The organism is Lentzea sp. NPDC058436 (assembly GCF_042721515.1).
Classification (GTDB): domain Bacteria; phylum Actinomycetota; class Actinomycetes; order Mycobacteriales; family Pseudonocardiaceae; genus Lentzea.
On record NZ_JBHXLF010000004.1, the window covers coordinates 492,177 to 503,053 of the forward strand.

At 69.1% G+C, this 10,877-nt stretch carries 13 protein-coding genes and 1 rRNA gene; 2 read left to right on the top strand and 12 right to left on the bottom strand.

The window, feature by feature from the left end; translation table 11 throughout:
• Nucleotides 1-46 precede the first annotated feature (46 nt).
• The 3 genes from ACFWN2_RS21065 to ACFWN2_RS21075 are packed head-to-tail and all read right to left on the bottom strand — an operon-like array spanning nt 47 to nt 1,292.
• Nucleotides 47-544, bottom strand: a complete 498-nt coding sequence (locus ACFWN2_RS21065; RefSeq protein ID WP_382429623.1) for an NADAR family protein — start codon at nt 542-544, stop codon at nt 47-49.
• Nucleotides 545-565: 21 nt separating this feature from the next.
• Nucleotides 566-724: a hypothetical protein gene (locus tag ACFWN2_RS21070; protein WP_382429625.1), complete on the bottom strand. Its 159-nt coding sequence runs from the start codon at nt 722-724 to the stop codon at nt 566-568.
• 31 nt (nt 725-755) lie between these two features.
• Nucleotides 756-1,292 (bottom strand): hypothetical protein, encoded by a 537-nt coding sequence (locus tag ACFWN2_RS21075; RefSeq protein WP_382429627.1) that lies wholly within the window; start codon nt 1,290-1,292, stop codon nt 756-758.
• A 137-nt stretch (nt 1,293-1,429) separates the two neighbouring features.
• Here ACFWN2_RS21075 and ACFWN2_RS21080 point away from each other — a divergent pair, with 137 nt between their 5' ends.
• Complete coding sequence (locus tag ACFWN2_RS21080) at nt 1,430-1,663, top strand: hypothetical protein (protein ID WP_382429629.1); 234 nt, start codon at nt 1,430-1,432, stop codon at nt 1,661-1,663.
• A 63-nt stretch (nt 1,664-1,726) separates the two neighbouring features.
• Here ACFWN2_RS21080 and ACFWN2_RS21085 read toward each other — a convergent pair whose 3' ends face one another.
• The 6 genes from ACFWN2_RS21085 to ACFWN2_RS21110 form a co-directional block, all read right to left on the bottom strand.
• A complete protein-coding gene (locus tag ACFWN2_RS21085) occupies nt 1,727-2,659 on the bottom strand; it encodes an NADP-dependent oxidoreductase (RefSeq protein WP_382429631.1) in 933 nt (310 codons plus the stop codon).
• A complete protein-coding gene (locus ACFWN2_RS21090; RefSeq protein ID WP_382429633.1) occupies nt 2,656-5,556 on the bottom strand; it encodes a bifunctional [glutamine synthetase] adenylyltransferase/[glutamine synthetase]-adenylyl-L-tyrosine phosphorylase in 2,901 nt (966 codons plus the stop codon). Before ACFWN2_RS21090 ends, ACFWN2_RS21085 begins: the two co-directional genes overlap by 4 nt.
• Nucleotides 5,557-5,585: 29 nt before the next feature.
• Nucleotides 5,586-5,771, bottom strand: a complete 186-nt coding sequence (locus tag ACFWN2_RS21095; RefSeq protein WP_089921782.1) for a hypothetical protein — start codon at nt 5,769-5,771, stop codon at nt 5,586-5,588.
• Nucleotides 5,768-6,901 (bottom strand): anion permease, encoded by a 1,134-nt coding sequence (locus tag ACFWN2_RS21100; RefSeq protein ID WP_382429636.1) that lies wholly within the window; start codon nt 6,899-6,901, stop codon nt 5,768-5,770. Before ACFWN2_RS21100 ends, ACFWN2_RS21095 begins: the two co-directional genes overlap by 4 nt.
• Before the next feature lie 86 nt (nt 6,902-6,987).
• Complete coding sequence (locus tag ACFWN2_RS21105; protein WP_382429638.1) at nt 6,988-7,743, bottom strand: type 1 glutamine amidotransferase; 756 nt, start codon at nt 7,741-7,743, stop codon at nt 6,988-6,990.
• Nucleotides 7,744-7,768: 25 nt separating this feature from the next.
• Entirely contained in the window at nt 7,769-8,200 is a 432-nt protein-coding gene (locus tag ACFWN2_RS21110) for a rhodanese-like domain-containing protein (RefSeq protein WP_382429640.1), read from the bottom strand.
• 80 nt (nt 8,201-8,280) lie between these two features.
• On the opposite strand from ACFWN2_RS21110, the gene ACFWN2_RS21115 reads away from it, so the two are divergent.
• Nucleotides 8,281-8,730 carry an Lrp/AsnC family transcriptional regulator gene (locus tag ACFWN2_RS21115; RefSeq protein WP_382429642.1) on the top strand — a complete coding sequence of 150 codons (450 nt, stop codon included), beginning with the start codon at nt 8,281-8,283 and terminating at the stop codon, nt 8,728-8,730.
• Between the two features lie 160 nt (nt 8,731-8,890).
• On the opposite strand, the gene ACFWN2_RS21120 is transcribed toward ACFWN2_RS21115, so the two are convergent.
• The 3 genes from ACFWN2_RS21120 to rrf form a co-directional block, all read right to left on the bottom strand.
• Nucleotides 8,891-9,700 (bottom strand): GNAT family N-acetyltransferase, encoded by an 810-nt coding sequence (locus ACFWN2_RS21120; protein WP_382429644.1) that lies wholly within the window; start codon nt 9,698-9,700, stop codon nt 8,891-8,893.
• Nucleotides 9,688-10,515, bottom strand: coding sequence for a GNAT family N-acetyltransferase (locus tag ACFWN2_RS21125; RefSeq protein WP_382429646.1), 828 nt, complete (start codon nt 10,513-10,515; stop codon nt 9,688-9,690). The genes ACFWN2_RS21120 and ACFWN2_RS21125 overlap by 13 nt, the downstream gene beginning before the upstream one ends.
• Before the next feature lie 103 nt (nt 10,516-10,618).
• Nucleotides 10,619-10,735 (bottom strand): 5S ribosomal RNA (rrf, locus tag ACFWN2_RS21130).
• Between the last annotated feature and the right edge of the window lie 142 nt (nt 10,736-10,877).

Below are 10,877 nucleotides of genomic sequence, written 5' to 3' on the forward strand. Positions count from 1 at the left end.
CACACGTGCGGGACGGCCGCGGGGTTCACGATGATCCACAGAGGACTCACCCGGAGAGCCGGGTGCGGACCTCCATCAGGGCCTCGCCGAGCAGGTTCAGCCCCAGCCACTGCGACGGGTCCGACGCGCGCGGGTCGGACGCCACGAGGCCGATGCCCCACACGCGGTCCTGCGGGCTGGCCTCGACCAGCACGCGGGAACCGGTGCCCAGCAGGTACGAACGCAGCGCGGGGTCCTGGCCGAACTTCGCCAGGTTGCCCTCGACCACGATGGCCAGGCGCTCGGAATCCCAGACGTCGCCGGAGAAGTCCGTCACCTGGCGGCCCAGGGACTTGGCCTCGGCCGGGGTTCGGGCGGCCAGCACGCGTGACGCCACAGCGGTGTCGTCGAAGAGCAACGCCTTGCGCCACATCATGTAGTGCTCGGCGGAGGCGAACGACTGGCCGTCCACGACGAATGTGCACGGCCACCATTGGGAGAGGCAGCCCTTGCCGACGCTGCCGTCTCGTTCGGGCTGATGGCCCCAGAAGAACAGGTACTTCACACCGGCAGGTTAGGCGACGACTCAGCGGGATTCCTCCGGCTTTTCGTCCGGCTCCGGCATCTCCGGTTCGCGCCACGCCTCGGATCGCGTCGGGCCGTTGGCGCGCAGCTCGTTCTCGACCTCCTTCTTCAGGTGGTCGTCCTTCGCGAAGCCGTGCGTGTCACTTCCGCGTTGAGTCATGCACCTAGGCGTACCCGCATAGGTCAGAAAATCACTTAGGGAGCGGGATTCCCGTGACCGTGATGGCGGCGCCGGTGGGTGCGAACTGGCCGGAGATCGACGAGAACGTCAGGGTGAGGGAGTTCACACCGTTGGCGATCTTCTCGTCGAGGACGACGGTGCCCGAGGTCTTGGTGCCCTGGGTGACGAGGCCGTCCCACTTGCTGCTCGACGCCGCGTAGGTGCGGTTCAGGTCGTCCAGGACCGCGATTCCCACGACGGGAAGGGTCATTCTCGCCTGGGAGGCGTTGGTGGCCGTCACGAAGAGCTTCACGCGGCCGTTCGCCGCCTCGACTCGGTTGACCTCTATGGTCAGCATGCCGCGTTGCTGCTTGAACGAACCCGTCTGGACCTTCACGTCAGCGGAGGGCTCGGTCGTTTCCAGTGCGGCGTCAGGCGTGTCTACGACGTTCGACGTGGTCGTCGCGGTGGCGTTGGGCTGAGCGGCGGAGTTGTTGCCGCTCAGTGCGTACTCGATCACGCCGAGTAGTGCGAGCACTCCGGCAGCCACGCCCGCGATGGCGATCACGGTCTTTCCTCCGCGCGTGACCCTGCGATGCTGCATGACTTCCTCTGCTAGACCCCCGCGACAACTACAGCTCCCCCGCTGAGCGCGCTCCAGTCTCATCTCGATTGGGTGAAACGTCAATGCGCTAGTGTCCGCCCGTGTCTCAAGATGTCGCCGAATTCACGGCTCCGCAGCTGCTCACCACCCACATCGTCGACTCGGCAACCGAGGCTCTCGAAGCGGTTCAGGCCGCTGACGTGCTCGACCTCGGTGTCCGCGTCTACAACAGGCTCGTTCCCGACACCGACGACGCTGACACGTTGGTCGAGGAATGGGTCATCGAGGTCTACACCAGCGCTCCGGCGGTGGACCCCGATTCCGACGAGGACTGAGCAGATCAGACCGGGGGCGTTCCGCGCGGAACGCCCCCAAACCTGAAGAAATACCTGAAGATTTCAGACGGTCAGCACGACTTTTCCTCGCACGTGACCACCTTCGAGCAGCCTGTGCGCCTTCACGGCCTCCGCCAAGGGAAATGTCTGCTGCACCTCGACACGCAACCTGCCGTCCGCGACGAGGTCCACCAGCCACTGGGTCTGCTCGGCGTTCGGCCGCGCCCAGGTGTTGACGACACCGTTCTCCAGCGCCCGCGGTCCGTCCACAATGGACGTCATCCGCGCACGGTCGCGCACCAGTTGCAACGACTGGTCGAACGCGAGTCCTCCCGCGTTGTCGGCCACCACGTCGACCTGGCCGTCGCCGCCGACGAGTTCCGCGACCGCGTCGACCAGCGCGTCACCGTAAGCAACTGGCTCCGCTCCCAGCGACCGCACGAACTCGTGGTTGCGCGGCGAAGCGGTGCCGATCACCCGTGACGCGCCGAGCTCCCGCGCGATCTGCACCTGGAGGTGCCCGACGCCGCCAGCGGCCGCGTGCACCAGGACGACGTCACCGGAACCGGTACCGACGACCTTCAGCGACTGCAACGCCGTGAGCCCTGCCAGCGGCAACGCGGCCGCCGTCACGAAGTCCACGCTGGACGGCTTGCGCGCCACCAGCCGGTCCGGCAACGCGACCAGCTCGGCGTAGGTGCCGAACTGGACGTGGTCCTTGCGCGCGTAGGCGAGCACCTCGTCGCCCGGCTTCCAGTCCTGCACACCGATGCCGACCGCGCGCACGACACCCGACACGTCCCAGCCGGGGATCAACGGTGTGTGGTGCGGCATCAGGCCCTGCAGGTAACCGGCTCTGATCTTGTAGTCCACCGGGTTCACCCCGGCCGCACGCACCTCCACCAGGACCTGGTCGGGCCCGAGCAACGGGTCGGGCAACTCCTGCAACGACATGACCTCGGCGTCGCCGAACGCGGTCAGCGCGATTGCTTTCACGGTTTCTCACCGTAGAAGACACGCTCCGCCACCGCACGCGCACGGCGGGTGGTCCTGCGATATTCCTCCAGGAACTCACCCGGATCGCCGCCGGGCGGGTGCCCCATCACCGACGCGACCGCGACGAGGTCACGTCCGGACGTCGGCAGTTGATCAGAAGCCTTGCCCCGCACCAGCGTCACGGCGTTGCGGGCCTGCGTCGCCAGGTTCCACGCGGCGGTCAGCTCGGCGGCGTCCTCGGCGGCCAGCAGCCCTGCCTCCACCGCGGCCGCCATCGCGGCCATTGTGGACGGTGTGCGCAGTCCCGGCACGGCCCCGGAGTGCTGCAGCTGCAACAACTGCACGGTCCACTCGACGTCCGCGAGCCCGCCGCGGCCGAGCTTGGTGTGCGTGCTCGGGTCGGCGCCGCGCGGCAGCCGTTCGGCGTCAACGCGGGCCTTGATCCGCCTGATCTCCCGCACGGACGCCGCGTCCAGGCCGTCCGCCGGATACCGCAACGGCTCGATCAACGACTCGAACTCGGCTCCCAGAGCGGCATCGCCCGCGAGGAACCGAGCCCGCAGCAGCGCCTGCTTCTCCCAGATCTCCGCCCACTGCCGGTAGTAGGCGCGGTAGGAGTCGAGCGTGCGCACCAGCGGCCCCTGCCGGCCCTCCGGCCGCAGGTCCGCGTCGACCTGCAGCGGCGGGTCCTGCGACGGCGCGCCGAGCAGCCGCCGGATCTTCTCCACGACCCCGCTCGCCCACTTCACCGCGTCGGCGTCGGTCACGCCCTCCACCGGCCTGCACACGAACAGCACGTCCGCGTCCGAGCCGTACCCGAGCTCGTGGCCGCCGAGCCGGCCCATGCCGATCACGGTCAGTGCGGCGAGAGGGTCACCGGACGCGCGCACCGCCGCGTCCAAAGCGCTCTGCAGCACCGAAGCCCACACCTCGGACAGCGAGACGCACACCGTGTCCAGCGGCATGAACCCGAGCAGGTCCGCGGCGGCGATCCGCAACATCTCGTGGCGCCGCAACGACCGCGCGGCCGCGATGGCCCGCGCCGCGTCGCCGTACCGGGAAACGGCGCTGCGCAAGGGTTTCCCGATCGAGTGCGGATCGCCACCAACAAGCGCGTCGGTATCTGCCAGCAACCGCAACACTTCCGGCGCGCGCACGAGCAGGTCTGGCACGAGGCGCGACGTGCCGAGCAGCACCGCGAGCCGTTCGACGACCGCGCCCTCGTCGCGCAGAAGCCTCAGGTACCAAGGGGTTTCGGCGAGCGCCTCGGACACCTTCCGGTACGCGAGCAGCCCGCCGTCGGGATCGGGCGTGCCGGCGAACAGGTCGAGCAGCACCGGCAGCAGCGCGCCCTGGATGCGAGCCCGCCGGGACATTCCCTGCGTCAACGCCTGGATGTGCCGCAACGCGCCGTCGGGCGAGGTGTAGCCCAACGCCGCCAGCCGCGCCACGGCCTCCTTGGTGGTGAGCCGCAACGCCTCGGTCGGCACCCCCGCCACGGACTGCAGCAGCGGCCGGTAGAAGAGCTTCTCGTGCAGCCGCCGGACCTGGTTGGCGTGCCTGCGGAACTCCGCGAGCAGCACCTGCCCCTCGGACTTCCGCCCGTCAGCGGCCAGCCCCACCGACCGCGCCAGCCACCGCAACGCCGTCACGTCGTCGTCGGCCGGGAAGAGGTGGGTGCGCAGCAAGCGCTGCAGCTGCAGCCGGTGCTCCAGCGTGCGCAGGAACCGGTACGAGCGCCCGAACTCCGCCGCGTCCTCCCGTCCGACGTACCCGCCCTGACCCAGCACGGCCAACGCGGCCGTCGTCGCCTGGATCCGCAGGTCCTCGTCGGAACGCCCGTGCACGAGTTGCAGCAGCTGCACCGCGAACTCGACGTCGCGCAGGCCACCGCGGCCGAGCTTCAGCTCGCGGTCCGCGAGCCCGGTCGGCACGTGGTCCTCGACCCGGCGCCGCATCGCCTGCACGTCCTCGACGAAGTTCTCGCGCTCCGCCGCCGTCCACACGTAGGGCCGCACGACGTCGAGGTACGCCTGCCCGAGCTCGGCGTCACCGGCGACCGGCCGTGCCTTCAGCAGCGCCTGGAACTCCCAGGTCCGCGCCCACTTCTTGTAGTACGAGGCGTGCCCGTCCACGGTGCGGACGAGTGCGCCCGCCTTGCCCTCGGGCCGCAGCGCCGCGTCGACCTCGAAGCACGACTGGCCTGCGATCTGCATCATCGTGCTGGCCAGCCGGGTCGCCACGCCCAGATCGCCCTCGGCGACGAACACGACGTCCACGTCACTCACGTAGTTGAGCTCGTTCGCGCCGCACTTGCCCATCGCGATCACCGCGAGCTGACAGCGATCAGCGCCGTTCACGCGTTCCGCGGCGAGCTTCAGCGACGCCCGCAGAGCCGACACGGCCAAATCGGACAGTTGGGCGGCCACCGTGTCGTAGGGGACGAACGGCAGATCGGCCTCGACGACGTGCGCGAGGTCGTTGGCGGCCACGAGCAGCAGCTTCGCCCGGTACTCGGTGCGCAGCACGTCGCCGTCCGCCAGTTCCAGCGACACGTCGACGTCGTCGGTCAGCGAACGCCACCGGTCGGGGTTCACGACCAGGAAGTCCGACAGCGCGGTGGACGAGCCGAGCACGGCGAGCAGCCGCCCGCGCACCACGACGTCCTCGTGCAGCGCGGCCGACAGGGCGTCCCAGTCGGCGACGGCGTGCAGGCGTTCGAGACCCCGCAACGCGAGGTCGGGGTCGGGGCAGCGGGACAGCGCCGACAGCACCGGCTCGGAACCGTCTGCGGGCCTTCGGTCAGCCCAGAGGCCGAGGCCGCGCAGCGTTTCCTCGCTGCGCGGCTCGGTGAGCCCGAATCTTGCTGGGGACGCGTGGCGGACTGGTTCGCTCATCGTGAGCCAACCCTAATCCCCTCACGGCATCAGAAGACGATCAGTGAGAGTCCGTAGAGCACCACGGCGACGCAACCGGCGAAGCTCGCGTACGCGGGGACCTTCTTGTCACCCGACAGAGCGCGGATCCCGACGACGAACAACGTCACGACCAGAACCGTGACCAGCAACGTGGCGCCGAAGACCTGGAGCAGCGCCGTCCAGTCGACCTTCATGCCGCCACCTTGTGCAGTTCGGCCTGGGCCGCGACCTCGTCGACGATGTGCTCCGGCTTGACCGGCTCGCGCCGCGCCATGATCCAGATGACGACCGACACGACGATGCCGATGACGGCGACGCCGATGATGCCGACGGTGCCGGTGGACGCCCACTTGCCCGCGAGCGCGCCGACGATGCCGGCTGCGGGCAGGGTGAACAGCCAGCCCGCGGCCATCTTGCCCATGGTGCCCCACTTGACGCCGCGGCGGTCACGACCGAGGCCGGAGCCCATGATGCCGCCGGACGCGACGTGCGTGGTGGAGAGCGCGAAGCCGAGGTGCGACGACGCGAGGATCGCCGTGGCCGTGGAGGTCTGCGCCGCGAAGCCCTGCGCGGGCTCGATGGTCGTCAGGCCGCGGCCCAGCGTGTGCGTGATGCGCCAGCCGCCGAGGTACGTGCCCGCCGCGATCGCGAGTCCGGCGCTGACGATCACCCAGGTGGGCGGGCCGGAGCCGGGAGCGAGCGAACCGGACGTGATCAGCGCGAGCGTGATGATGCCCATCGTCTTCTGCGCGTCGTTCGTGCCGTGCGCGAGGGAGACGAGCGAGGCGGACGCGACCTGGCCGACCTTGAAGCCGGTGTGCGCGACGCGCGGGTCAGCCGCCTTCTTGAGGCGGTAGACGACGATCGTGGCGATGGCCGCGACCAGGCCGGCGACGAGCGGCGCCACGATCGCGGGCACCAGGACCTTGTCGACGACCTTGGCGAAGTGGATGGCGTCCACACCGGACGCGACCCAGGCCGCGCCGATCAGGCCGCCGAACAGGGCGTGCGACGAGCTCGACGGCAGGCCGACGTACCAGGTGACGAGGTTCCACATGATCGCGCCGACCAGCCCGCCGAAGATGATCGCGGGCGTGATCTGGGCGTCGTCGACGATGCCGCCGGAGATGGTCTTGGCCACCTCGACGGACAGGAACGCGCCGACGAGGTTGAGCACCGCCGACAACGCGACCGCCGTGCGGGGCTTCAGAGCACCGGTGGCGATGGAGGTGGCCATGGCGTTGGCCGTGTCGTGGAACCCGTTGGTGAAATCGAAGATGAGAGCAGTGACAACGACGATGATCACTACAAGTGCGGGATCCACACTGATCCTCCGGCTGGATCGAACAAGCTGTCCAGGAGATTACGGTACCGCTAACGGAGGATGTCTTAAAACCTACGAAAGTAACGTCACACCAACGGAAGTTGTGTGCCCATACCGCCTGCGGGCAACAGTTCTCCCCGAACGAGTTTGGCGAATCGGGCGACGAACGGCTGCCACACCTCCTCGAAGTCCCGGTGCGCCTCTTCGAGGAACTCCTGGTCGAAGTGGTGCGCCCGCGCGCAGGCCGCCGAATCGGGGTCCTTGGCCGCCCAGTTCAAGACGATTTCGGGCGTCGTCTCGATGTGGAACTGCAGGCCGTAAGCACTCGCACCGACACGGAACGCCTGATTCGGATATTTCGGGGACGCCGCGAGGTGCTCGGCGCCGGGCGGCAGCAGGTGCACCTCGTCGTTGTGGAACTGCAGGACGTCCGGGGTGAACGGCAGGTCGGCGAACAGCGGGTCCATGCCCGCCGCGTCCCGCTTCGCCACCAGCAGCACGCCGACCTCCGGCCCTTGTGGACCCTTGCGCACCTGACCGCCCGTCGCGGCCGCGAGCAGCTGCGCGCCCAGGCAGATCGCGAGCGTCGGCAGCTTCTTCGACACGGCGCTCGACAGCAGCTTGCGCGCGTCCGCGAGCCACGGGTGGTCGAGGTCGTCCAGCGCGCCCATCTCGCCACCGAGGCAGATAACGCCCTGGTAGCCGTCGAGGGTCGCGGGCGCGGGCTCGTTCTTCAGCCGCACGAGGTCGAGCTCGACGCCCTCGGCTTCGAGCCAGCCACCGAGCTTGGCCAGCGGGTCCGACTCCGAGGGCTGCAGAACGAGCAGGCGTGGTGCGTTCACGCACCCGAGCCTAGGTGGATGCAGGTCAGCAGTGACACGCGACCTTGGCAACACCTGCGCTGACCAGCTGGTCCGACTCGATCGGGTAGCCCGCCTCACGCCACGCGGTGATGCCACCGGAGAGCCGCTTCACCCGGTAGCCGCGCTGGGCGAGCGCGAGGGCGCCCTTGGTCGCCGCGTTGCACTGGAAGCTCTCGCAGTAGCAGATGTAGACCAGGTCCGGATCGAGGTCGAGGTCGGCGGGCAGGTCGCGGTACGGCAGGTTGACGGCGCCGGGGATGCGGGCCTGCGCAAACGCTTCCGGCGCCCGCGTCTCCACGAGGACGTAGCCGGTGGTCCCGCCGTCTTGGAGGTCGCGGTGCACGTCGTCGGGGTCGGCCTCGAACGCGAGCTCGGCGGCGAAGTGGGCGGCGGCGGTCTCGGGCGCGGCGGCGGGGAAGCGCAGTGCGTTCGTCATGCCCTTGATCCTGCTGACGCCGGTCCTCTGAGGACATGCGGAACTCCAGGCGTTGGAGCTGTTCTCCTTATGATTTCCAGGTGGAACTGGACGCTGTGGACTGGAAGATCCTGTCGCTGCTGCAGGAGGACGGGCGGATGTCGTTCACGGCGCTCGGGCGCGAGGTCTCGCTGTCCGCGCCGGCGGTGACCGAACGGGTGCGCCGCCTGGAGACGCTCGGTGTCATCACGGGCTTCACGGCCGTGGTGTCGCCTGCCCGGCTGGGCCTGCCGATCGAGTCGATCGTGCGGGTGCGGGTGCGGTCGCTCGACACACCTCGGTTCCGCTCGCAGGTGCTGGTGCTGCCTCAGATCCTGGACGCCGACCACGTGACCGGCGACGACTGCTGGCTGCTGCGGGTCGTCTGCCGGTCGATGGCCGAACTGGAGGAGCTCGTCGAGGTGATGCAGCGGTACGGCGACACCACGACGTCGCTGGTGTTCTCGTCGCACGTGCGCAACCGCCCGCTGTCACCCGAGCTCTTCGGCTAGGGCCTGTGTCGAGGCCCGGTTCGACGGGAGCCGCGCTTGAGGTGGTTCCTGGTGGTGCGGCCGGGACGGCCGCGTACCGGTGTTGTACGTGGGCGTTCCGGCCGTGCCGCCAGGGGCCGCCTCGGGCCCGGCTGTCGCGGACCGGGCCTCGACACAGGCCCTAGTCCCAGCGGTACTCGGACCAGTCGGACACCGCGCGGAAGCCGATGCCCTGGTACACCGAGTTCGCCGTGGGGTTGGCCAGGTCCGCGGTCAGCACGACGTGGTCGACGCCCTGGCCGTACGCCCACTGGCTGACCGCCGCAGTGGCCGCGGCCGCGTAGCCGTGCCGGCGGTGTTCGGGTGGGGTGTAGACCGGGCCGACCCTCGACACGCCGCCGACCGGGGCGGTGCTGCCGGCCCACGACACCGGGACGCCGTCGACGAGCCACAGGACGTGCCCCGCGTCCATCCACCGGCTGTCCATCGCGCGCTTCTCGGCCTCTTCACGCGGGAGTCCGTCGAGCTCGGCGACGAACTGGATCCACCACTCGGTGATCAGCTCGTCGTCGGCAGGGGTGGTGAGCCTCGACTCCCCCGGCACGTCCGGCACCACCAGGTCCTCCAGCCGGTACAGGCGCAGGGTGTAGGTCTCAGTGCCGCCGTCGCGCCACAGCCGCCGGAAAGCCTCGACCTTCTCGCGCGTGCCGGTGACCTCGTTGATCTCCTGGCCGCGCAGGACCTCCGCGACGAGGGGTGCCGCGGCGACCGGCATCGCGGCGACGTGCAGCGGGCGGCCCTCCATCCTGGTCGCCGCGCCGACGACGTTCCCGTTGTCGTGCAGGGAGATCAGCGTGACCGCCGGTCTGCAGCCCTGCAGCGCGGCGTCGGCGCCGGTGAGGTGCACGCTGTGGTTCACGGGGTCCGCGTCTAGGAAATCCCCTGCCACGGCGAGGAAATCCCTGATGTCGTTGTGGCTCAGTGCTTCCACCAGAACTCCGCCCAGTCGTCGAGTGGTTCGTAGCCGATCCGTTGGTAGATCGAGTTCGAGGTCGGGTTGGTCAGGTCGGCGAAGAGCAGGACCTCTGCGGCGCCCTGGTCCAGTGCCCACTGCGACGCGACGGCGCTGACCGCGGCGCCGTAGCCGTGCCTGCGGTGTTCGGGAGGGGTGTAAACGGGACCAATCCTCGTCATGCCTGCCTGCGGGCGGCTGGCCACCGCCCAGGCGACCGGTGTGCCGTTGATCTCCCAGAGGGCGTGGCCCTGGCCCAGTCGCAACGAGGTGCGCATGGCTTCCGCGGCGGGGGCCGCGGGCGCTTCCGGTACGGCCTCCGCGAGGAACGCTTCGCGCCAGGCCGCCAGGAGCTCCACGTCGTCCTCGGTAGCCAGGCGGCTGGTGCCGTCGACGGAGGGTGGGACCAGAGCGGTCAGCCGGTACTGCCTGGTGGCCAGGGATTCCTTGAAGTTCTTGCCCGTCGCTGTGGCGAAGGCCTCAGACCTCTCCCTCGGTCCCGTCACGCCGGGGGCGTCCGGGTCGATCCTGGCGGCGAGGCCGGCCGCGAACTCGGCCGCGGCGGCGGGGAGGTCTGCCGCTTGCCACGGCCAGGGTGGAGTGCGGACCAAGGAACCGATCACCTCGCCTTGGTCTTGGAAGGTGATCAGGACCGGTGGTTCTTCGGTGGCCGGCGAGCGGCGGATCCGGTCCAGCGAGGTCAAAGCCACGGTGTTTCGCACCGGATCGGCTGTCAGCCGATCGAGTGTGGCGGCGTCGAAGGATTCCAGCGTGACGTGCACGACAGCGTCCATCCGTCCATCAGATCAGAGGGCGCAAGCGGAAATCCGGGCATGCGAGAAGACCCCTGAGGGGAGCACCGGAGTGCTCGACCCTCAGGGGTCTTCTCGAAGTAATGTTCGGCGACGACCTACTCTCCCACACCGTAACCAGTGCAGTACCATCGGCGCAGAAGGGCTTAACTACCGGGTTCGGAATGGGACCGGGTGTTTCCCCAACGCTATGATCACCGAAACTCTATGGAATTCTACCTGCGGCGATCGGAATGCCGCTCGGTTCTTCCAGAACCGCACAGTGGATGCGTAGCGTCTTTGTAACAAGTCCTCGGCCTATTAGTACCAGTCAGCTCCAACCGTTACCGGTCTTCCACCTCTGG

What these genes read in the sequence shown, in the direction of transcription:
- ACFWN2_RS21110 (WP_382429640.1), bottom strand. Translation starts at nt 8,200, where the DNA reads ATGACGAACGCACTGCGCTTCCCCGCCGCCGCGCCCGAGACCGCCGCC.
- ACFWN2_RS21125 (WP_382429646.1), bottom strand. Translation starts at nt 10,515, where the DNA reads ATGGACGCTGTCGTGCACGTCACGCTGGAATCCTTCGACGCCGCCACA.
- ACFWN2_RS21070 (WP_382429625.1), bottom strand. Translation starts at nt 724, where the DNA reads ATGACTCAACGCGGAAGTGACACGCACGGCTTCGCGAAGGACGACCAC.
- ACFWN2_RS21090 (WP_382429633.1), bottom strand. Translation starts at nt 5,556, where the DNA reads ATGAGCGAACCAGTCCGCCACGCGTCCCCAGCAAGATTCGGGCTCACC.
- ACFWN2_RS21095 (WP_089921782.1), bottom strand. Translation starts at nt 5,771, where the DNA reads ATGAAGGTCGACTGGACGGCGCTGCTCCAGGTCTTCGGCGCCACGTTG.